Source organism: Streptococcus cristatus AS 1.3089 (genome assembly GCF_000385925.1).
GTDB lineage: Bacteria > Bacillota > Bacilli > Lactobacillales > Streptococcaceae > Streptococcus > Streptococcus cristatus_B.
Map to the genome: position 1 here is coordinate 1,111,893 of NC_021175.1, position 20,967 is coordinate 1,132,859.

Annotated in this window: 18 protein-coding genes; all 18 read right to left on the reverse strand. The window is 44.3% G+C overall.

Going from position 1 to position 20,967, the window contains the following annotated elements; all coding sequences use genetic code 11:
* Positions 1–88: 88 nt before the first annotated feature.
* Positions 89–922 carry a DegV family protein gene (locus I872_RS05560; protein WP_015605167.1) on the reverse strand — a complete coding sequence of 278 codons (834 nt, stop codon included), beginning with the start codon at positions 920–922 and terminating at the stop codon, positions 89–91.
* 184 nt (positions 923–1,106) lie between these two features.
* Positions 1,107–6,806 (reverse strand): SHIRT domain-containing protein, encoded by a 5,700-nt coding sequence (locus tag I872_RS05565; RefSeq protein ID WP_015605168.1) that lies wholly within the window; start codon positions 6,804–6,806, stop codon positions 1,107–1,109.
* 285 nt (positions 6,807–7,091) lie between these two features.
* The gene (locus I872_RS05570) at positions 7,092–7,820 is read right to left on the reverse strand and encodes a metallophosphoesterase (RefSeq protein WP_015605169.1); all 729 of its coding nucleotides are present in this window, start codon (positions 7,818–7,820) and stop codon (positions 7,092–7,094) included.
* 52 nt (positions 7,821–7,872) lie between these two features.
* A complete protein-coding gene (gene recN, locus I872_RS05575) occupies positions 7,873–9,531 on the reverse strand; it encodes a DNA repair protein RecN (protein WP_015605170.1) in 1,659 nt (552 codons plus the stop codon).
* Between the two features lie 8 nt (positions 9,532–9,539).
* Complete coding sequence (locus tag I872_RS05580; protein WP_015605171.1) at positions 9,540–9,971, reverse strand: arginine repressor; 432 nt, start codon at positions 9,969–9,971, stop codon at positions 9,540–9,542.
* Positions 9,955–10,779 (reverse strand): TlyA family RNA methyltransferase, encoded by an 825-nt coding sequence (locus I872_RS05585; protein WP_015605172.1) that lies wholly within the window; start codon positions 10,777–10,779, stop codon positions 9,955–9,957. The genes I872_RS05580 and I872_RS05585 overlap by 17 nt, the downstream gene beginning before the upstream one ends.
* Positions 10,772–11,647: a polyprenyl synthetase family protein gene (locus tag I872_RS05590; RefSeq protein WP_015605173.1), complete on the reverse strand. Its 876-nt coding sequence runs from the start codon at positions 11,645–11,647 to the stop codon at positions 10,772–10,774. Before I872_RS05590 ends, I872_RS05585 begins: the two co-directional genes overlap by 8 nt.
* The gene (locus I872_RS05595) at positions 11,644–11,856 is read right to left on the reverse strand and encodes an exodeoxyribonuclease VII small subunit (protein WP_015605174.1); all 213 of its coding nucleotides are present in this window, start codon (positions 11,854–11,856) and stop codon (positions 11,644–11,646) included. Before I872_RS05595 ends, I872_RS05590 begins: the two co-directional genes overlap by 4 nt.
* The gene (xseA, locus tag I872_RS05600) at positions 11,834–13,174 is read right to left on the reverse strand and encodes an exodeoxyribonuclease VII large subunit (RefSeq protein ID WP_015605175.1); all 1,341 of its coding nucleotides are present in this window, start codon (positions 13,172–13,174) and stop codon (positions 11,834–11,836) included. Before xseA ends, I872_RS05595 begins: the two co-directional genes overlap by 23 nt.
* 102 nt (positions 13,175–13,276) lie before the next feature.
* Positions 13,277–13,498 carry a helix-turn-helix domain-containing protein gene (locus I872_RS05605; protein ID WP_041826805.1) on the reverse strand — a complete coding sequence of 74 codons (222 nt, stop codon included), beginning with the start codon at positions 13,496–13,498 and terminating at the stop codon, positions 13,277–13,279.
* A gap of 220 nt (positions 13,499–13,718) precedes the next feature.
* On the reverse strand, positions 13,719–14,561 hold the full coding sequence (locus I872_RS05610; protein ID WP_015605177.1) for an NAD(P)H-hydrate dehydratase: 843 nt from the start codon (positions 14,559–14,561) through the stop codon (positions 13,719–13,721).
* A gap of 706 nt (positions 14,562–15,267) precedes the next feature.
* On the reverse strand, positions 15,268–15,978 hold the full coding sequence (locus I872_RS05615; protein WP_041826806.1) for an ABC transporter ATP-binding protein: 711 nt from the start codon (positions 15,976–15,978) through the stop codon (positions 15,268–15,270).
* Positions 15,978–16,742 carry an ABC transporter ATP-binding protein gene (locus tag I872_RS05620; RefSeq protein ID WP_015605180.1) on the reverse strand — a complete coding sequence of 255 codons (765 nt, stop codon included), beginning with the start codon at positions 16,740–16,742 and terminating at the stop codon, positions 15,978–15,980. The genes I872_RS05615 and I872_RS05620 overlap by 1 nt, the downstream gene beginning before the upstream one ends.
* Complete coding sequence (locus tag I872_RS05625; RefSeq protein WP_015605181.1) at positions 16,742–17,695, reverse strand: branched-chain amino acid ABC transporter permease; 954 nt, start codon at positions 17,693–17,695, stop codon at positions 16,742–16,744. The genes I872_RS05620 and I872_RS05625 overlap by 1 nt, the downstream gene beginning before the upstream one ends.
* A gap of 3 nt (positions 17,696–17,698) precedes the next feature.
* Positions 17,699–18,568: a branched-chain amino acid ABC transporter permease gene (locus I872_RS05630; RefSeq protein WP_095666451.1), complete on the reverse strand. Its 870-nt coding sequence runs from the start codon at positions 18,566–18,568 to the stop codon at positions 17,699–17,701.
* Positions 18,569–18,719: 151 nt separating this feature from the next.
* A complete protein-coding gene (locus tag I872_RS05635) occupies positions 18,720–19,880 on the reverse strand; it encodes an ABC transporter substrate-binding protein (protein WP_015605183.1) in 1,161 nt (386 codons plus the stop codon).
* A gap of 99 nt (positions 19,881–19,979) precedes the next feature.
* On the reverse strand, positions 19,980–20,249 hold the full coding sequence (locus I872_RS05640; protein WP_015605184.1) for a DUF2129 domain-containing protein: 270 nt from the start codon (positions 20,247–20,249) through the stop codon (positions 19,980–19,982).
* Positions 20,250–20,336: 87 nt separating this feature from the next.
* Positions 20,337–20,927, reverse strand: a complete 591-nt coding sequence (locus I872_RS05645) for an ATP-dependent Clp protease proteolytic subunit (RefSeq protein ID WP_015605185.1) — start codon at positions 20,925–20,927, stop codon at positions 20,337–20,339.
* Positions 20,928–20,967: the final 40 nt, after the last annotated feature.

The window sequence follows — 20,967 nt, forward strand, 5'->3', positions numbered from 1 at the left end:
TCTGGGTTAATAACCCTAACAGATATTATCATATCTAAAAAAAGCGTCTAGGTCAAGTCTTAAGCAGATATTTTACAAATAATTTACTCTATTTGTAACGAACTAGAACAGCCCAAGCATTTTCTCCAGTGTGAGTCTGAATAATGGAACCTGTTTCTAAGACAGGGATTGGTTTTTCAACAAATTCCTGCAACTCTGCCTTCATTTGATTGGCAAATTCTGGTCCACCTGCGTAGGAAATGCCAATTTCTTCAATTTCCTTCTCTTTCAGAGACTCTTTTAAATCATCCAGCCATTTCTTAAAGGTTTTAGCGCCTCGGCCTTTGACAATAGGAGTCAAGGTATGATCTGTCATCTGCATGACGACACGAATATTTAAGAGCGAGCTAATCAGACCAGTCACACGACCGATGCGGCCACCTTTGACCAAATTTTCTAAGGTTGATACACCGATGTATAGCTCTGTCTTGGCTTTGACTTCCTCAAGTTTTTCTAAAATCTCCTCCAAAGTCGCTCCAGCTTTTGCCATTTTGGCAGCCTCAACGACTTGGAATTTCATAGCTTGGTCCGTGAAAGAACTATCGACAACTGTTACATCTGCCTTGGCTAAGGTAGCACCCTGACGAGCTGCCTCTACGGTGCCAGATAAAGCATGAGACATGTGAATAGAGATAATTTGGACATCTTCTGCTGACAAATCTTCGAAAACTTCTGCGAATACTCCAACCGGTGGCTGGCTAGTCTTAGGCAGATTTTTACTAGACTTCATCAACTGAAGGAATTCTCCCTCTTTCAAATTTGCATCCGAGTAGACCACACCGTCAATCATGACTGTCAAAGGAACTATTGTAATATTCAAATCTTTTGCTAGTTCAGGCTCAATCGTAATCGAAGAGTCTGTCACAATTTTAATTTTTGCCATATTTTCCCTACTTTTATCCTATTATTGAGTCTATTATACCAAAAATCCTAAGTTTTTGTGAATCAATCTTAGCTTAATCCATAAATCTCAGAAAAATAAGAGCCTTCTAAGTCAAACACTACTTAGAAGACTCTTAATGATTTGGTTAAAGCACTAGCCAAATCTTACACAAAGAGATGCCCTTCTAAGCCTCATCATCTTTGCGCTTGTGACCAAGAATCATGAATCCTAGACCCGCAAGAAGAGCACTTGTCGTCACTCCCGCGATTGAAACTGGAGCAGTGCTACCTGTATTTGGTAAGGTCGCTTGTTTAGTCTTATCTCCTGCAGAAGTTGAAATGGTTGGCTTATCATTTGAAACAGGTTTGCTTTCAGGCTTCTTCTCTAACTGATCCGTTTGAACTTTATCAGCTGAATCAGTCTCTTGAGCTGGCTTCACTTCTGGAGTCACTGGTGAAACCGGACTTGGCTGTGGTTGTGGCTTCGGAACCGGTTGCAGTTGCGGCGCTGGCTCCGGCTGTGGTGCTGGTTCCGGTTGTGGCTGCGGTTGCGGACTAGGAGCTTGCTTAGCTTCAAAGGCCCATTTACCGATGAAGGTTAAACTTGTTTCCTCTTCCACTTTTTCGTAGCCCACGAATTTCCAAGTACCATTTGCAACAGCCACTTCTACAGGCATTGGTGCTTCTGGAACAAAAGCAATCGCTACTGAAGAGCTTGTCGTATATGTTCCACTTTGTGGAAGTAGACTCAATACTTCTGTTGGCAAGTTATTGTCTGCCGTAGCACTTTCGAAGCGGTAGGTTACTTTATAGGTTTCAGTTACCAGTGCAGGCAAAACATTAACTGGTACAGGAACTTCAGTAGAAGAACCATCTGGATAATCAACACGAACTGTACCGCTATAAGTACCTGGTTTTGTAGTATCTATTTGACCCGCAGGTGTGATATCTACTACCTTAGTGCCAGCTGGAAGGCTTGGCAAGTTCGTCACATTATCGGTCAAGTCTGGTGTTTCTCCAACCTTGATAGTTTCTTCCGTTACTTGAGGCGTATAAGTTTCAGCATTTGTCGGATTCGCCTTGAATTCCCATTTCCCTACAAACTCTACATCAGCCTTGTTGACAACGGCGCTAGCTGCGTCATAACCCTTGAAGGTCCAAGTACCATCGTTCACAGTATCTGTGTAGGTCGCTTGCGCTGGTTGCTGAGCGGAAACAGTATTGCCATTCACATAAGTTGCACTGTCGCTTGGAGTCAATGCTGCGATGGCTGCTGGAAGAGCTTTATCTGCTGTGGCGCTCTCGAAGCGGTAAGTAGCTTGATACTTGTTGGCTTCAAAGGTCCATTTTCCTACAAACTCTACATCTGCCTTGTTGACAACGGCGCTAGCTGCGTCATAGCCCTTGAAGGTCCATGTGCCATCGTTCACACTATCTGTGTAGGTCGCTTGCGCTGGTTGTTGAGCGGAAACAGTATTACCATTTTCATATGTTGCACTGTCGCTTGGAGTCAATGCTGCGATGGCTGCTGGAAGAGCTTTATCTGCTGTGGCGCTCTCGAAGCGGTAAGTAGCTTGGTACTTGTTGGCTTCAAAGGACCATTTCCCTACAAACCCTACATTAGCCTTGTTGACAACGGCGCTAGCTGCGTCATAGCCCTTGAAGGTCCATGTGCCGTCGTTCACAGTATCTGTGTATGTGGTTTGAGATGGTTGCTTAGCCGAAACAGAGTCACCATTCACATACGAATCACTATCGCTTGAAGTCCATGCGACGATGGCTGCTGGAAGAGCTTTGCCGGCAGTCGCGCTCTCGAAACGATATGTTGCTTGGTACTTATTAGGCGCAAATTCCCACTGACCAACAAAGGTAACATCTGCCTTATTGACCACTGCGCCAGCTGGAATATACCTCTTAAAGGTCCAGATACCATCGTTCACTACGTCTGTGTAGGTAGTCTGGATTGGCTGCTTAGCAGAAACTGCAACACCATTCAGATAGGTCGCACTGTCGCTTGGAGTCAAGGCTGTGATGGCTGCTGGAAGTTGCTTACCTGCTGTTGCGCTCTCGAAGCGGTAAGTAGCTTGGTACTTGTTGGCTACAAATTCCCATTTACCGACAAAGGATACATTGGCCTTGTTGACAACGGCGCTAGCTGCGTCGTAACCCTTGAAGGTCCATGTGCCGTCGTTCACACTATCTGTGTAGGTGGTTTGTGATGGTTGCTTAGCGGAAACAGAGGCACCATTCACATAGGTTGCACTGTCGCTTGGTGTCAATGCTGCGATGGCTGCTGGAAGTTGTTTACCTGCTGTTGCGCTCTCGAAGCGATAAGTAGCTTGGTACTTCTTGGCTTCAAAGGCCCATTTTCCTACAAACTCTACATCAGCCTTGTTGACAACGGCGCTAGCTGCATCATAGCCCTTGAAGGTCCATATGCCGTCGTTCACTGGGTCTGTGTAGGTCGCTTGCGCTGGTTGCTTAGCGGAAACAGAGGCACCATTCACATAGGTTGCACTGTCGCTTGGTGTCAATGCTGCGATACCTGCTGGAAGTTGCTTACCTGCCGTTGCGCTTGCGAAGCTGTAAGTAGCTTGATACTTATTAGCTTCAAAGGCCCACTTACCTACAAACTCCACATTTGCCTTGTTAACAACGGTGCTAGCTGCGTCGTAACCCTTGAAGGTCCATGTGCCGTCGTTCACAGTATCTGTGTAAGTAGTTTGTGATGGTTGCTTAGCTGAAACAGAGGCACCATTCACATATGTTGCACTGTCGCTTGGTGTCAATGCTGAGATGGCTGCTGGAAGAGCTTTATCTGCTGTCTCGCTCTCGAAGCGGTAAGTAGCTTGATACTTGTTGGCTTCAAAGGTCCATTTACCTACAAACTCTACATCTGCCTTGTTGACAACGGCGCTAGTTGCGTCATAGCCCTTGAAGGTCCAAGTGCCGTCGTTCACAGTATCTGTGTAGGTCGCTTGCGCTGGTTGCTTAGCGGAAACAGTATTGCCATTTTCATATGTTGCACTGTCGCTTGGTGTCAATGCTGAGATGGCTGCTGGAAGAGCTTTATCTGCTGTCGCGCTCTCGAAGCGGTAAGTAGCTTGGTACTTGTTGGCTTCAAAGGCCCACTTACCTACAAACTCCACATCTGCCTTGTTAACAACGGCGCTAGCTGCGTCGTAACCCTTGAAGGTCCATGTGCCGTCGTTCACACTATCTGTGTATGTGGTTTGTGATGGTTGCTGAGCTGAAACAGTATTACCATTCTCATAGGTTGCACTGTCGCTTGGAAGCAGCGTGGCGATACCTAATGGAAGTTGCTTACCTGCCGTTGCGCTTGCGAAGCTGTAACTTGCTTGGTACTTGTTGGCTTCAAAGGTCCATTTACCTACAAATTCAACATTAGCCTTGTTGACAACGGCGCTAGCTGCGTCGTAACCCTTGAAGGTCCATGTGCCGTCGTTCACAGTATCTGTGTAGGTCGCTTGCGCTGGTTGCTTAGCGGAAACAGAGGCACCATTCACATATGTTGCATTGTCGCTTGGGGTCAATGCGGCGATGGCTGCTGGAAGAGCTTGACCTGCTGTCTCGCTCTCGAAGCGGTAATTTACTTGGTACTTATTGGCTCTAAATTCCCACTGACCAACAAAGGTAACATCTGCCTTATTGACCACTGCGCCAGCTGGAATATACCTCTTAAAGGTCCAGATACCATCGTTCACTACGTCTGTGTAGGTCGTTTGGATTGGCTGCTTAGCAGAAACTGCAACACCATTCAGATAGGTCGCACTGTCGCTTGGAGTCAAGGCTGTGATAGCTACTGGAAGATTCTTCCCAGCAGTCGCACTTTCGAAGCGGTAACCTGCTCGATACTGGTTTTCCTTAAATTCCCATTTGCCTACAAAATCCACATTAGCTTTGTTGACAACGGTGCTATCTGCGTCGTAACCCTTAAACGTCCAAGTACCGTCATTCACGGTATCTGTGTAAGTCGTTTGAGCGGGTTGTTTAGCTGAAACTGCTGCGCCATTCACATAAGTTGTACTATCATTTGGAGATAAGGCCGTGATAGCGGCTGGGAGATCTTTCCCTGCGGTCGCACTTTCGAATCGGTAAGCTACTTGATACTGATTCGCCTTAAACTCCCACTTACCAACGAAAGCTAGATCAGCCTTTTTCACAGTCTTACTCTTAGCATCGTAACCAACAAAAGTCCAGATACCGTCGTTCACATCATCTGTATGCGTCGTTGTAGTTAGCTCTTCTGGTATAACTTTTTGTGTATTGTAGTAAGTTGAGGTGTCTTTTGGTGTTTTCTTCTGGATAAAGTCAGGTAAAGAAAGTCCAGTCGTCCCACTTTCAAAACGATAGCTTACATGGTGGGGTCTAGGCGTTACTTCCCATATACCAGTATATATCACGCGCTTGCCATCATAAGTCGCATTCTTGTGATCATATCCCTTGAAGGTCCATATGTAATCTTTTTCAGCTTCTTCTACTGATTCTTTAGCCGGTTGTTTAGCTACAATTGTGTCACCAACCTTGTAAGAGGTCTCATCTTTCGGAAGCATGTCCAAGATACTTTGTGGCAATGGAACACCTGCTTTAGATGATTTGAATACATATTCTGGATTAGGAGTGGGGGCCCATCTTCCAACAAAAGTCCGTCTTCCTACTCCAATAATGACTTTTTCTTTATCATATCCTTCGAATTTCCAAGTCACCTTATTTGCTCTATCAACATAAGTCGTTTCACTTGGTTGCTCAGCATCTACTTCTGTAAGAAACAGGCCGCCCATCTTATAATCAGTTGGATTTTTCGGAGTCAGCTTGGTGATATGATCTGGTATTGCAATATCAGGATTAGTTGATTGGAACTCATAGTCGACACCATTTGGCTCAAAGCTCCACGTTCCAGTTATGGTTTTGACTTTCGTTCCTGCAATAGCTTTTCCATATTTAGCTGTATCAAAACCATGGAAAGTCCAGGTACCAGTTGGAACACTTACTGTAGTTGGCTCAAGTTGAATCACATCTTTGTAATCGTCCGCTTGAGCTACAAATTCACTAGCAGCTGGAAGCATTGAGCGAATTTTATTGGGCAGAGGATAGATCGGAGTTGAGTTCTTAAATTTATATTCTACTCTGTAGGTAGTATCAGTCTGTTTTGCAGAATCCTCAGGCAATTTTCCTTTAGAGGAAGTGTCTCCAGACTCTACTTCTTTTGAAGGAATCTTATCCTTTCCCAAGATGATTCTCGATTTTTTATTACGAAGTCCCGAATTAACGAAGGTTACCAGATTTCGGTAAACTTTATCAATTTCTTCTTGCTTTGTAGCAGTTTGAAGTACGCTATCAGCCGCTGACATCAAATCATTAAGGATTTCTAAACTTTCATCTGTTTTCCCTGAAAAATCCTTGTTGCGCAACTCTTTAAGATAGTTCTCTAAAGCACTCTTCTTCAGACTGACGTTAGCAGAAGGCAGCTGGGCAGTTCCTTCTGTGGATGGCTGGACAGTTTCAGCAACTGATTGAGAATTTCTAAAAGCAGGTGAATCTGTCACTTGGTTTGTCTCTGCTACAGTAGGTGTTGCAAAGTTTAAGATGGCTTGATTGCCCTCTTTATTCTCTGCATTTACTGACGCAGCTGCCATTGTTGAAGTCGTCTCTTGATTCTCTATTTTTGTTGTTTCAGACGCTCCTTCTGAGGTTTGATTATCTGACTTATTTCCCACTTGCGCTGTAGATTCAAGCTCATCTGCGTGGACTGTTTGATCCACTCCAGTCGCAGTGGGTGCAAACAAAAATCCAATCGCAAGGGATACAGTAGCAACTGATAATTTGCGGATTGAATATTTTATCTTTCTATCCTGAAAAGACATCCTTTCCTCCTCTTTTACATTCTTGACAACTATTATAGCATAAATGGTTGTAATTGCATATTATGAGAGCCTATTCTTCATGTTTCGGATTTCTTATGGAATAAACATTCATCATAAGTAAAAATAGGTATTGACTATATCTCCATTTCTGTTTACTTTTTGTTAGGTACGAAAAAAGATTGAAAAATCACAAAGGAGCCTCTTCAATCTTCTTGATTTCTTTCTATTGCAGGGAATATTCGAGACGCTGGTAAGTTACACTATTGGGCATTTGTAGACACCCTCTCAGTCCTCTGCTGCAAAACCATCATTTCTAATCACATACCGCTCTATGATTCCATTATCGTCAAAGAGAACTCCGTGGAGGACTCCGCCATAAACAGCTCCGCCATCCATACCAATCTTACCATCCTCAGTCATCCAGAGTTGGTCAGTTCCTGGCGTCTCATGCAAGAGATAAAATGTCGGTGTATGACCAAAGACGATCCTTTTGCCAGTCTGATTACTGCCTTCGTGAAAAGGCGAGCGAATCCAAACCTTTTGATAATCACTGGTCTCTCGCCAGTCTTTCAGTTCCAAATCTAGGCCAGCATGGACAAAAATGTACTGCTCCGTCTCCAATAGGAAAGGCATCTGACGAATAAAGTCGACTAAATCGGCCGCCTCCGTCTTGACACCTTCTGCATCCGCCACCCCATCGACAGGAGCATTGAGAGGTCGACCCAGAAGCGAATTAATCGTCGTATCTCCGCCATTGCGTCGGTAGTGGTCATAAGACTTTTCAGGATTGTCCAGCCAGGTCAGAAACATATACTCATGATTGCCAGAAAGACAGATAGCTCCTTTCTGATCCACTAAATCCTTGACCCGCTCCAAAACTGCTCGGCTGTCCTCGCCACGATCCATCAAGTCGCCTAGAAAGACTAGTTGGCTGCGACCGTCCCAATGCTGGAGCAGCTCATCAAGCATACCAGACTTGCCATGGACATCACCGATTGCAAAATATTTTGTCATAGTCGCCACTTTCTAAAGGAGACCGAAACACTTGTGTCTCAGCCTCGCTTGTTTATTTTTTTAATAATTCTCTAGCCTGCGTCAAAGCAGCCTCCGTCACATCTTCGCCAGCCAGCATCTTAGCAACTTCCTGAACACGCTCGTCAGACGTCAGCAGGCGCACCGTTGAGACGGTCGAATTCTCATCCGAAATCTTCTCAATAAAGAACTGATAATCGGCAATCGCAATGACCTGCGGCAAATGGGAAATGGCCAAGACTTGCCCATTGGAGCCAATCTTATGAATCTTCTGAGCAATAGCCTGGGCCACTCGGCCAGAAACGCCTGTATCCACTTCGTCAAAGACAATGCTGGTCTTGCCTTCCTTACGAGAAAAGGCAGATTTGATAGCCAACATGAGGCGGGAGAGTTCCCCGCCAGACGCAACCTTAACCAGAGGTTTGAAATCCTCGCCCGGATTGGCCGAGATGTAAAACTCTACTTGCTCATTGCCTTCACGGTTAAACTTTCCCTTAGTGAACTGCACTTTAAAGCGCGCCTTTTCCATGTAGAGATCCTGCAGCTCCTGCTTGATTTCTGCTTCCAGCTGGGTTGCTAGACCATGACGGGCCTGACTCAGCTCCTGGGCCAACTCCACCAGCTCTCTCTCCAAGAGCCTCAGCTCTTTGTCCATATCCTCTGAGGACAAGTTGCTACCAGTTAAAAGGCTGTATTCTTTGGAAATCTGAGCAAAATATTCCAGCACATCATCTACTTGGCCGCCGTATTTACGCGTGATGCTGTTAATCAAGTCTAAGCGACTCTCCACCTGCAGCAGCCGATCTACGTCAAAATCCAGTCCATCTAAAATGTCTTCTAGGCGCTTGCTAACGTCCTCTAAGACATAATAAGTCTCTGACAAGCTACCTGAAAGCTCCTTGTAAGCCGGATCGTAATCCTCGATAGACTCAAGGTCATTCATCGCTGAGCGAACATTGGCCAGACTGGAAAATTCTTCATTATCCAGCATGGTATAGGCGTTCGTCAGCGTATCGGCAATGAGCTTGTGGTTGAGCAAACGATCTCGTTCCTGATGCAGGGCAGTATCTTCACCGCTTTTGAGGGCTGCGCTCTCAATCTCCGCCATCTGAAACTCCAGCATCTCAATTCTGGCCTTATGCTCCTGCTGATTTTTCTGCAAAGTTAGGACTTGCTTGCGCAGGCTTCGATAGCGGTCAAAGGTTTCCTGATAGCGGCTCTTGAGATTTAAAAAGTCTGCTGAGCCAAACTCATCTAGCATGGTGATATGAAGCTGAGGTCTCATCAGCTCTTCCTGATCATGCTGACCATGGATATCCACCAAGTGCTGGCCGACAGCTTTTAGAACAGACAGATTAACCATCTGGCCATTGATACGGCTGACGCTGCGGCCGTTTTGCAGAATTTCCCGACGGATAATCAGCTCATCGGTCAGCTCCCAGCCTTGCTCCTCAAAAATCTCTCGCAAAGCTCTGCTATTTTCAAGCGAAAAAAGCCCCTCTATCTCAGCTTTGGGCGCTCCATGACGAATAACATCCGTCGTCGCACGGCTGCCCAGCATCATGTTCATCGCATCAATAATAATAGACTTACCGGCTCCGGTTTCCCCGGTTAAAACCGTCATACCTTGCTCAAAATTAAGGGAAATTTCCTCAATAATGGCAAAATTTTTAATCGAAATTTCTAATAACATAGACTTTCCTACCAATTATTGATTTCAGCCGTGAGTTTTTGGGCTGCACTTTCACTCACTGCAACGACTAAGATACTGTCATTATCCGCAATGATGCTGAAAATTTCCTCAGAAAATTCTTTACTCAGGTGGCGTTTGACCACCGCTGCACTCCCTGGCACTAGATTGAGATTGAGCATATTTCCTAGGTTTTGACAGGCCAAAATATTATTTTCTGCCAACTTCAAACTATTGGTCGCTGTTTTGGGAAGCTCATAGATATAGGTATTATCTTTAAAAGGGATTTTTACAATCCCTAGCTCCTTGATGTCTCGTGAAACCGTTGCCTGTGTCGCTGTAATACCAGACTCCCTGAGATGTTCCACAATTTCCTCTTGGGTACCAATCTCAAACTCGTTGACAAATCGTCTGATTTTCTCTAATCTATCTTTCTTCTTCATCTTTAAATTCCTTGTGGGCTGCCTCTACAACAGCGACTAAGTCTTGCTCCAAGTCATTTTTCGGCTGCTCGCTTTTCTCCAGAAAGGCTAAAAACTCAACATTGCCATGCCCACCTTGAATCGGAGAAAAATCTAAACCTTTGACTGAAAAACCTGATTCTACCATAAATGCTGTCACGGTTTCCAGCACCGCCAAATGAACTTTCTTGTCCTTGATAATCCCCTTCTTGCCAATCTGCTCGCGGCCAGCCTCGAACTGAGGCTTAATCAAGGCCACGACTTGACCTCCCTCCTCTAAAATCTGATAGAGGGCCGGCAAAATCAAGCTGAGCGAGATAAAGCTGACGTCAATGCTGACAAAGCTGGGCTGAAATTCGAAATCAGCTGGCTCGGCATAGCGGAAATTAAACTGCTCCATGCTGACAACCCGTTCGTCTTGGCGGAGTTTCCAAGCCAACTGGTTGGTTCCGACATCAACAGCATAGACTAGTCGTGCTCCCGCCTGCAACATGACATCGGTAAATCCTCCAGTTGAAGCTCCGATATCCAAGGCCACTCGGTCTGCCACCGAAAGCCCAAACACTTGCAAAGCCTTTTCTAATTTCAGGCCGCCACGACTGACATACTTGAGTTTTTCTCCCTTGAGCTTGAGCTCTGTTGCATCATCGATTTTTTCACCCGGTTTATCAAAGCGCTCTCCATTAGCAAGCGCCACAACTAGGCCTGCCATCACTCCGCGCTTGGCCTGTTCTCGGGTCTCAAAGAGGCCTTGTCGATAGGCCAGTACATCCACTCTTTCCTTAGCCATCCAGTCTCAAACTTTCTATTATTTTTTGAATTTCTTCAGCTGAAAAATCACTTTCTGTTTCTAGTTGCTCCAGCAGGCTTTTTGCTTGTTCCAGTGTTTCATCGAAAAAGGCTCTGGCTCCATCTAAGCCCAGCAGGGCTGGATAGGTCGATTTCTCTGCTACCAGATCCTTCTGCGGTGTCTTGCCAATCTGATCAAAACTGGCTGTCACATCTAAAATATCATCCCGCACCTGAAAAGCCAACCCCAAGAGTTCTCCCGCTTGACGGAGCTTCCCTAGGACCGATTGACCAGTCTGAGCAATGATACCCGCCGCTACAAAAGGATAAGCTAAGAGCTTACCTGTCTTATTAGCATGAATGGTCTGGAGCTGGTCCATAGTCAACTTGCGACCTTCGCCCTGCATATCCAAAACCTGTCCGGCTACCATACCAAAGGATCCAGCCGCTAGAGACAGCTCTGCTATCAGATCCACCTTGACCTGACTAGGGAGCTCTGCCATTGCCACCAAACCATAAGAATCCAAAAAGAGGGAATCGCCCGCCAAAATGGCCATATCCTCTCCAAATTTCTTATGGCTGGTCAGACGCCCACGGCGGTAGTCATCATTATCCATAGCTGGCAAATCATCATGGATAAGGCTGCCGGTGTGAATCATCTCTAGAGCTGCTGCCACCTGAAAATGGGCGGGAGTTAATTCCAGACCAAAGCCCTCCAGCAACTCCAAAAGCAAGAGAGGGCGAATCCGCTTACCACCAGCCTCGATAGAATAGAGAATGGTCTCAGTCAAATCCGCTGACACTTCCTTGCTCTGATAAAATTCTTGAATCGTCAGGCCAATTTGCCTGATTTTACGCTCTCTTGTCATTCTATATCCGTTTCTGTACCGTCCGCCTGCATGACCTTGACCAAGGTCTTTTCTGCCTGATCTAGCGTCTTTTGCAAGTCTTTAGACAGCTGCATGCCCTTCTGGAATTCAGCAATCGCCTCTTCCAAGGCCACATCTCCATTTTCCAGCTTCTGGACAATGGCTTCCAAATCAGCTAAATTTTCTTCAAATTTTTTGTCTTTTGACATCTTTTACCTCAACTTGGACCTGACCATCCCGCATAAGAATGGTCAATTGGTCCTTCTCCTTGATATCCTGACTGGACTCGATTACTGTTTCATTTTTTTGGATAATAGCGTAGCCCCGCGCCACAATGCGACTGGTGTCCAGCATGAGTAGCGCATCCGATAGCCGCTTGGCTTCAGCCACCTTATGGTCATAGATCACTGCCATATTGCTACGCAACAAGCGTTCTTGCTGGTGAAGTTGCTCCTGATAGCGCTGCACCTGTCGCAGAGGTGACAAAGACTCCAAGCGATGCTGTAGAATCTTGACCTGCTGGACTTCTTCACTATAATATTCGCGAATTTTTTGCTTTAAACGCAGATTAAGCTGGTCTAGCTTTTGCAGATAGCCATCATAAAGTCGCTCTGGCTGCCGAAAAATAACAGAGGAAGCCAGCTTGTGCAAGCGTTCTCGCTGGTAAGCCAGACGATTTGAAGCTGCATTTGCCAGACGATTTTGCTGCTGACTCAAATGCCCCAGAAGATCCAGCTTGGTGACTGGCGTCGCCAATTCCGCTGCTGCTGTGGGGGTTGCTGCTCGTTGGTCTGCCACAAAGTCAGCCAGAGTCGTGTCCGTTTCATGCCCCACACTGGAAATAATCGGAATCTGAGACTCAAATATGGCTCGCACGACGATTTCCTCATTAAAAGCCCAAAGATCCTCGATGGACCCGCCACCCCGACCAATAATCAAAACATCCAAATCTTCTCTCTCATTGGCTCGACGGATATTAGCCACCACCTCGGCGGCAGCTCCTTCGCCCTGAACCTTGGTCGGATAAAGCAGGATATCCACGCCTGGAAAACGGCGGCTGACTGTCGTGATGATATCTCGGATGACAGCCCCGCTAGGACTGGTCACCACCCCAATTTTCTTAGGAAATTGAGGTAAGGGCTGTTTAAACTTATCTTGGAAAAGACCTTCTTCTCCCAGTTTTTTCTTGAGCTGCTCGAACTGAACAGCCAAGGCGCCAATGCCGTCTGGCTCAGCCTTTTCAATGACAATCGAATAAGACCCACTTGGCTCATAGAGCTGCACACGGCCGATGACATTGACCTTCATGCCCTCTTCTAGTTCAAAACCAAGCTTTTTATAAACACCTGACCAAATAGTCGCCTGAATAACTGCCTTCTCATCCTTGATGGAAAAATACTGGTGATTGGGGCGCTTGCGAAAATTAGAGACCTGACCTGTCAGATAAACCCGTTCCAAATAAGGATCACGGTCAAACTTCATCTTCAGATAACGGGTCAAAGTCGAAACCGATAAATAATCCGGCATGTCGCTCCCTTTCTATTTTCTAGTATTTGCGTAACTTTTATTATACCAAAAATGGTGTAAGTCAGTGATTCCAAGTTCCTGATTTTCATCATAAAATCACTATCACTTGGAACTTTCTTTGATAATTTGATACATTTCGATGTGCAACTGCTGCGCAATGAATTCTAAGGTTAGTAAACTAGGAATCGAATCGCCTGCCTCGATCCGAGCAAGCTGTCTGACTGTCAAACGAGTCTCATCCTCACACAGCAATTCCCTTGTCATTTTACGTTGTTCCCTCAATTCTCTAATTTTTTTTCCAATTGCTATCCTTAACTCTGACATAACACTTTTTGCACTTATCCATTTCTACTAAATTGTATAATATTAACTCTCATACTTTATTATTATTATAGCACAAAAAAGTTTTCTATCATATTAACTTTTTAATATATATTTAAAAATAGATCATGTAAAAAAGAAGAAAAATCCTAGTTTTTCTCAGTCGGGACAAGATTCCCAAAATCACAAAAAGAGACTCGAATTTTTCCAAGCCTCCCAAGATTTATTGACTAAAATTTTTCATCCAAGTTGAAATTTGTTGACTCAATTCTGTCGGTAATACCACATAAACTTCTTTGGCTAACTCATCCGCAATGGCTGAATGCAAGTAGGTCGCAGCTGTTACTCTTTCAAAAAGTGAAACCTGCTCAAATTGACCTGCAAAGCCGGCAATCATCCCTGCCAAGGTATCTCCCATACCGCCAGTTGCTTGATAGGGACCACCAACCTGCAGTTGATAAACATCCTTTTCCCTACTCTGAAAAATTCGCGTTCCATTCCTTTTCTGTACAACTAGAGTCCCCTTAGGAAATTGGTCAACAGCCTTTTGGCTAGATTTTTCGTCCTGTGACTCGATGGGCAGGCCAGACAAGCTTTCCCATTCTTTCTGGTGAGGAGTAAAAATTGTCTGGGAGTTTGGAAAAGGTAGAGCTTGCTTGGCAAAAAGCGAGATAGCGCCCCCATCCATAATCAAGATTTGTTGCTTGTTTACAAGCTGTAAAACCAACTGCAGCACCGATTTCTCTAAAGAATTTTCAGCCAAACCCGGTCCGATTAAAATAACAGTAGCCTTGCGGATCTGCTCCATCAGTCGCTCTTGCTCCCACAAATCAAAGGCCATAGCCTCTGGCAAATGGGCATGGAGGGCAGGAATATTTTCCCGTTCAGTTGCAACAGTCACCAAACCAGCTCCGCTCCTTACTGCGGCCAAGGCAGCCATGATAATAGCTCCACCATAGGGATAGGTCCCGCCAATCAAGAGCAGGCGACCATAGTCGCCTTTATGGCTGTCTGGCGATCGATTTATAATAACCTTTTTCAAAAGCCTGTCACTGACTAGTTTCATATTTCATCCTCTATAATTATTTAAATGTTTTCAAAAACTAATATTACCCGCTCAAGCACATCAAACAAAGAAACTCGACTGCCATTTTCTATCCCTGATAGGCATATCTCTATTGAATTCTAGTTGCGTAAGAGAATTGTGTAGAGACGAACAGAAAAAAGCTTCTTTCTTCACTTCAAAATAAAAAGCTAAACTTACTCTCCATCTCGCCAGTTACCACCAATAAGCAAATCCTATACTTTGACAAATTATTTCCGAAATTTCCAATCTTTATTTCGACCCGAGCAATTTTTCTTCACCCATATTTTACCATATTTTCGCTCGATACTTAAAATGAAGAAACAGATTCAGAGAAAAGGTCATGTGGAACTGTTACATCGCTTACCACCACAGCACTTAAAAAATGGAGACTTTTATCAAAGAAAACTATACTACGAAACTCTAGCCTCATCTAAAAAGCCCCAGCGAATTTTAAAAAACGTACAGTTGCCAATGCAACTCTTTGGTTGTAACCAAAAACGGCTAACGGCCCATCCAAATAAACAAATTTATCTTGAAAACAAAAAAGGTCCACTGGACCTTTTTAAAATGTTAAGTTACTACCGTAACTTTCTATCCACAATCTAAATATGTCTCCCAGACATTTTGAAGAAAACTCGCTACCGCGAGTTCCCATTTGCAGTCTGAAACAATCTCCCAGATTGTTTCAGCCACCTAGATATGCTTTGCGGACTTCGTCAGAAGTCAGGAGTTCTTGTCCTGTTCCGGACAAGACGATGTTACCTGTTTCAAGGACATAACCGCGGTTAGCGATAGAGAGCGCCTTGTTGGCATTTTGCTCGATCAAAAGCACAGTTGTTCCCTGTTTTTGGATGTCTTGAATGATGTCAAAGATTTCTTGGATGAAGATAGGAGCCAACCCCATTGACGGCTCGTCCAAGAGTAAGAGCTTAGGCGTAGACATAAGCGCTCGGCCCATAGCTAGCATCTGCTGCTCACCACCAGATAGAGTCGCCGCATCTTGGTTCTTACGCTCTTCCAAACGTGGGAAACGAGAGAAGACTTTTTTGAGATTGGCTTGGTTTTCTTCGCGATTTTTCTTAAGAAAAGCTCCCATTTCGAGATTTTCTAAAACGGTCAAACCTGGAAAGACATGGCGCCCTTCTGGAACCTGTGAAAGCCCCGCCGCTACAATCTTTTGAGCAGGTACTTTTTGAATTTCATTGCCTAAAAATTCAATCTTCCCAGCACTTGGGCGAACCAAACCAGAAATCGTGCGGAGGATGGTTGTTTTCCCAGCACCATTAGCTCCGATAAGGGAGACGACTTCTCCTTCGTTGACTTCAAAGCTGACATCACGGACAGCCTGAATCATGCCGTAGTGGACGGATAGATTTTCAACTTTGAGCATCGACATTAGGCTTCACCTCCTAGATAAGCTTCAATAACGCGTTTGTCATTCTTAATCTCATCTGGTGTGCCGTGGGCAATCAAGCGACCATACTCTAGTACGTAGATGCGCTCAGTTACTTCCATAACCAGACTCATATCATGCTCAATCAGCATGATGGTAATGTTAAATTCATTTTTAATCCGACGGATTAGGGCAGTCAGCTCAGCTGTTTCCTGTGGATTCATCCCAGCAGCTGGCTCATCCAAGAAGAGAATCTTAGGCTCTGTGGCAAGCGCTCGGACAATCTCCAGACGACGTTGCTGACCGTAGGCCAAATTTTTAGCCAAGGTTTCTGCTTCCTTATCCAAGTCAAAGATGGCCAGCAATTCCAAAGCTTTCGCTTTCAATTCTTCTTCATTTTTATAAAATGCTGGAAGGCGGAAGAAAGAAGCCAACACATGAGGTTTATGGTGATTACCAAAAGCAATCAACACATTATCCAAGACTGTCAAATCTTTAAAAAGACGGATATTTTGGAATGTCCGGCTGAGCCCCAGAGTCGCAATTTTGTAAGGTTGCTTGCCATTCAGCAAGTGCCCATCCAAAGTGACCGTTCCCTCACTCGGCTCATAAACACCCGTCAAAAGGTTGAAAAGAGTTGTCTTTCCAGCACCGTTAGGCCCGATAAGACCGACCAGTTCCCCTTCGTTTAACTCCAGAGTTACGTCACTAACAGCTGTTAGTCCTCCAAAATTTTTGGTTAATTTTTTTACATCAAGAAGTGCCATTATTCTTTGACCTCCTTATTCTTTTTAAAGAGCTTAGCCAAGCTAAATTCCCAAGTACCAAGCAAGCCGCCTGGGCGGAAAATCATAACCAAAATTAAGGCAAGTGAATAAACGATCATCCGAACGCTTGAGATATCTTGTAAAAGCATATTGAGGATACCCAGTACCACTGCCGCTACAATTGCTCCAGTCATTGATCCAAGACCACCAAAAACGACGATAATCAAAACGTTAATCGTATTGATGAAGGAGTAGTCTTTTGGCACTACTGAACCGACAAATCCGGCCTGCAAAGAGCCTGCAATAGAAGCTGTAATAGCTCCAAAAACAAAAGCAATGACTTTAATTTTTGTTGTATTGACACCGACAGACTCTGCCGCAATCTCATCCTCACGAACAGACAAGGTGCTGCGTCCAATAGGACTGCGGAGGAAGTTGAGGGTCAAAATAGTCGTAATCACAACAAAGGCATAAACCAGCTGCCAAGATGTAAATGGTGGAATAGACAGGATCCCTGCCGCACCATTGGTCAATTCGCCACCATTGACAATCAAAATCCGGATAATTTCAGAAACACCCAAGGTCGCAATCGCCAAATAGTCTCCCTTTAAGCGAAGGGTAGGAATACCAACAAGCAGGGCCACCGCACCTGCAAGAACAGCGCCGACCAACATAGCAATAAAGAAAGAACCGTAGGTTGGGGATTTAGAACCCATAATGGCTACTGCATAGGCACCAATGGCCATAAAGCCAGCATGTCCCAGTGAGAATTGCCCAGAGAAACCAACAATGAGATTAAGGCCAACAGCCAAAATAATATTAATCCCAATCTGCTCAAAGATTTGCAGATAAAAAGGATTGAGAATACCTGTGCTAGCAAGCACTGTCAGTAATAGGTAACCAAAAAGGATCAGAGCAAGCCATAACGCATTTACTTTTAAATTATTTTTCATACATTACACCTTCTCTTTCACATTTTTACCTAGAATACCAGCAGGACGAACCAATAGAATGATAATCAAAATTGCATACACAATCGCATCTCGGAAATCTGATAATCCAACTGCTGTTGCAAAAGTTTCCAAGAGACCGATTACAAATCCACCCAAAGCTGCCCCTGGGATGATACCGATTCCGCCCAAAACTGCGGCAACGAAGGACTTGATCCCTGGGGTCATTCCCATCAGTGGCTCAAGCGAGTTGTAGTAAAGGGCAATCAGCACCCCTGCTGCTCCTGCCAAGGCTGAACCCAAAGCAAAAGTAAAGCTGATCGTACGATTGACATTGATTCCCATGAGCTGGGCTGCATCGCTATCCACGGAAACAGCCCGCATGGCTTTCCCCATTTTGGTTTTTTGCACGATAAACTGCAATCCAACCATGAGTAAAATAGAAATTCCCAAAATCATTAGTTGGATATTGGAAATCGAAACTGGTCCAATCGTATAACGCACCGTTTCAATCACCTGAGGGAAAGAACGAGTATTGGCACCTACAAAGAAGACCATCCCGTATTCCAAAAGGAAAGAAACCCCAATCGCCGTAATTAAGGCTGCAATCCGTGTCGAATTGCGCAGCGGACGATAGGCTAAGAATTCAATCACTACACCAAGGATTGCTGTACCAACCATAGATAAAATAAGGGCCACGAAGAAATTCAGGTGAAGGGTGTTAATCAGGTAATATCCCATGAAAGCACCGATCATATAAATGTCTCCATGCGCGAAATTAATCAATTTGATAATTCCGTAAACCATGGTATAACCCAAGGCCAGAAGCGCATAGACACTCCCCAAAATCAATCCATTGGCTAGCTGCTGAAGAATTTGTTCGAGCATTCCACACCACTCTTTCTAATATAAAATAAGAGCAGAAACAACAATCTCAGACGAAGCCTTGTCTTGCCGTCTCTACTCAAACATCATAAGCAAGTAAGAAACAAGTCAAAGACTGGGTTTGTCCCCAGCCTCAGACCCTTTATTCAGGTTTAACTGTCTCAACAGTATCTACTTTACCATCTTTCAAACCAATCATCAAGGCTGTCTTCACAGGGTTGTGATCTTTATCAATGGTAATAGATCCAGTAACTCCTTCAAAGTCTTTTAACTTAGCAAGGTTATCTTTAATTTCTACAGATGTTTTTGCACCCTTAGATGCTTCTGCTGCCATATAAACTGCGTCATATGAAAGGGCTGCAAACATAGAAGGTTCTTCATTGTACTTAGCTTTGTAAGCTTCAACGAATTTCTTCGCTTTATCTGTCATGTCACCTGAAGTTGAGAAACCAGATACATAATAAACATTAGTTGCTGCTGCTGGAGTTGCTTGCTCAACGAATTTGGCATCGCTAAATCCATCAGGTCCAACGATTGTTTGGTTAATTCCCAAACCACGCGCTTGGTTCACCAATTTACCAGCTTCTGTGTAGTAACCTAGTACAACCAGTGAATCAAATTCTTTGCTCTTGATCTTTGTCAAAGCTGCTTGGAAATCTGAGTCACCAGAAGCGAATGTTTCTGTCGTAACGATTTCACCCTTGTATTCTTTCTTGAAGGCTTCAGCCATTCCTTTAGCGTAGTCGCTTGAGTTGTCATAATAGAGTACAACTTTCTTAGCTTTCAAGTTTTCTGTTACATATTTAGAGATGACTTTACCTTGGTAACTATCAGTAAAGGTTGCACGATACAGATAGTCTTGGTTTTTTGTCAAATCATCCTGTGTAGCACTTGGCGTTACCAAAGGCACACCAGCTTTACCAGCATTGGCAATTGCAGCCGCAACCCCACCTGAAGTCGCAGGACCGATGATTGTATTCACCTTATCTTGAGTCGCCAAGCTTGTAGAAATAGTAGCTGCTTCTGCTGTTTCTGATTTATTGTCTTTATCAGTGACTTCGATCTTCTTACCGTCTACACCGCCAGCTGCATTGATTTCATCAACAGCAAGCTGAGCACCGTGTTGTTCTGCAGTACCGTAAGCTGCTACAGCACCAGTTTCTTCAAAGTTGAAACCGAACTTAAGTGTTTTACCGATTTCTGTTCCAGTAGCGGATGAGTTGTTTGTCGAAACCTCTCCACAGGCTGCTAGAAGCGCAGCACTAGCAAAAGCTACAAGCGAAAGTGCAAATTTTTTCTTCATGAATAATCTCCTCTATTTTGTTTTTTGCTATGTTTGCAAATGATATAGTAAGAATATACCGAATTATCTGACAATTGTCAACCCAAAGAAGCCATTTTTTTAAATAATAGCGTTTTCTTGGTTTCTAAATAAACTTCCAACAAAATTCGTATCCAGATTTTGGATCTCGCAAGTCTGGATTTTTTTGATATAGGACTCTTTTGACAGGCTCTCCTTCAGAGAATCCGCCTGATCTTTTGCCACATAAAGCTGCAAATAACGGTGTTTCTTAGAATGATAAATAATATCTCCAACATGAGCCAGCTTCTTTGCATCGCGATTATAGTATAGATGAATGATGAAACCCATTCGTTCCTCTTTTTTAAACATGACAATCCTCTCTGGTCATTTGTACTCTATTGATTATATCAAAAAAAGCCCACAAATGGGGCATTTTTTCCTAGTTATAAATGAAAACTAGCTAAGATTATTATTAGCCATGATTTCATCGATGAAACCATATTCCAAGGTTTCTTGAGCACTCATCCAGTAATCACGTTCGGCATCTGCGTGAATTTGCTCAACCGATTTACCAGAATTATCAGCAAGAATTTGCTCCAAGGTCTTACGAGTCTTGAGCAAATGCTCTGCTGCAATGGCCATATCTGTTTGCTGAGTACCGCCACCAGTACCACCCATTGGCTGGTGGATCATATACTCTGCGTTTGGAAGCATGAATCGTTTGCCCTTAGCACCGCTAGAAGCAATGATAGTTCCCATGCTAGCTGCCATTCCCATGACAATCGTCTGCACATCAGACTTAATGAAGTTCATAGTATCTACAATCGCCAATCCCGCTGACACAGAGCCACCCGGAGTATTAACATAAAGATAGATGTCCTTGGTGCTGTCTTGTGCATCTAGGAAAAGCAATTGCGCAATAACAGAATTAGCCATATTGTCCTCAACAGGACCTGTCAGCATGATAATACGGTCTTTTAAAAGGCGTGAGTAAATGTCATAAGAACGCTCACCACGGCTGGTTTGTTCAATAACTACAGGAATCATGAATATTTTCTCCTTCATTCGATCTATTCATTATTATATC

Excerpts from the sequence above, each read along its gene's own strand:
- I872_RS05560 (WP_015605167.1), bottom strand. The coding sequence starts at position 922 with ATGGCAAAAATTAAAATTGTGACAGACTCTTCGATTACGATTGAGCCT.
- I872_RS05565 (WP_015605168.1), bottom strand. The coding sequence starts at position 6,806 with ATGTCTTTTCAGGATAGAAAGATAAAATATTCAATCCGCAAATTATCA.
- I872_RS05570 (WP_015605169.1), bottom strand. The coding sequence starts at position 7,820 with ATGACAAAATATTTTGCAATCGGTGATGTCCATGGCAAGTCTGGTATG.
- recN (WP_015605170.1), bottom strand. The coding sequence starts at position 9,531 with ATGTTATTAGAAATTTCGATTAAAAATTTTGCCATTATTGAGGAAATT.
- I872_RS05580 (WP_015605171.1), bottom strand. The coding sequence starts at position 9,971 with ATGAAGAAGAAAGATAGATTAGAGAAAATCAGACGATTTGTCAACGAG.
- I872_RS05585 (WP_015605172.1), bottom strand. The coding sequence starts at position 10,779 with ATGGCTAAGGAAAGAGTGGATGTACTGGCCTATCGACAAGGCCTCTTT.
- I872_RS05590 (WP_015605173.1), bottom strand. The coding sequence starts at position 11,647 with ATGACAAGAGAGCGTAAAATCAGGCAAATTGGCCTGACGATTCAAGAA.
- I872_RS05595 (WP_015605174.1), bottom strand. The coding sequence starts at position 11,856 with ATGTCAAAAGACAAAAAATTTGAAGAAAATTTAGCTGATTTGGAAGCC.
- xseA (WP_015605175.1), bottom strand. The coding sequence starts at position 13,174 with ATGCCGGATTATTTATCGGTTTCGACTTTGACCCGTTATCTGAAGATG.
- I872_RS05605 (WP_041826805.1), bottom strand. The coding sequence starts at position 13,498 with ATGTCAGAGTTAAGGATAGCAATTGGAAAAAAAATTAGAGAATTGAGG.
- I872_RS05610 (WP_015605177.1), bottom strand. The coding sequence starts at position 14,561 with ATGAAACTAGTCAGTGACAGGCTTTTGAAAAAGGTTATTATAAATCGA.
- I872_RS05615 (WP_041826806.1), bottom strand. The coding sequence starts at position 15,978 with ATGTCGATGCTCAAAGTTGAAAATCTATCCGTCCACTACGGCATGATT.
- I872_RS05620 (WP_015605180.1), bottom strand. The coding sequence starts at position 16,742 with ATGGCACTTCTTGATGTAAAAAAATTAACCAAAAATTTTGGAGGACTA.
- I872_RS05625 (WP_015605181.1), bottom strand. The coding sequence starts at position 17,695 with ATGAAAAATAATTTAAAAGTAAATGCGTTATGGCTTGCTCTGATCCTT.
- I872_RS05635 (WP_015605183.1), bottom strand. The coding sequence starts at position 19,880 with ATGAAGAAAAAATTTGCACTTTCGCTTGTAGCTTTTGCTAGTGCTGCG.
- I872_RS05640 (WP_015605184.1), bottom strand. The coding sequence starts at position 20,249 with ATGTTTAAAAAAGAGGAACGAATGGGTTTCATCATTCATCTATACTAT.
- I872_RS05645 (WP_015605185.1), bottom strand. The coding sequence starts at position 20,927 with ATGATTCCTGTAGTTATTGAACAAACCAGCCGTGGTGAGCGTTCTTAT.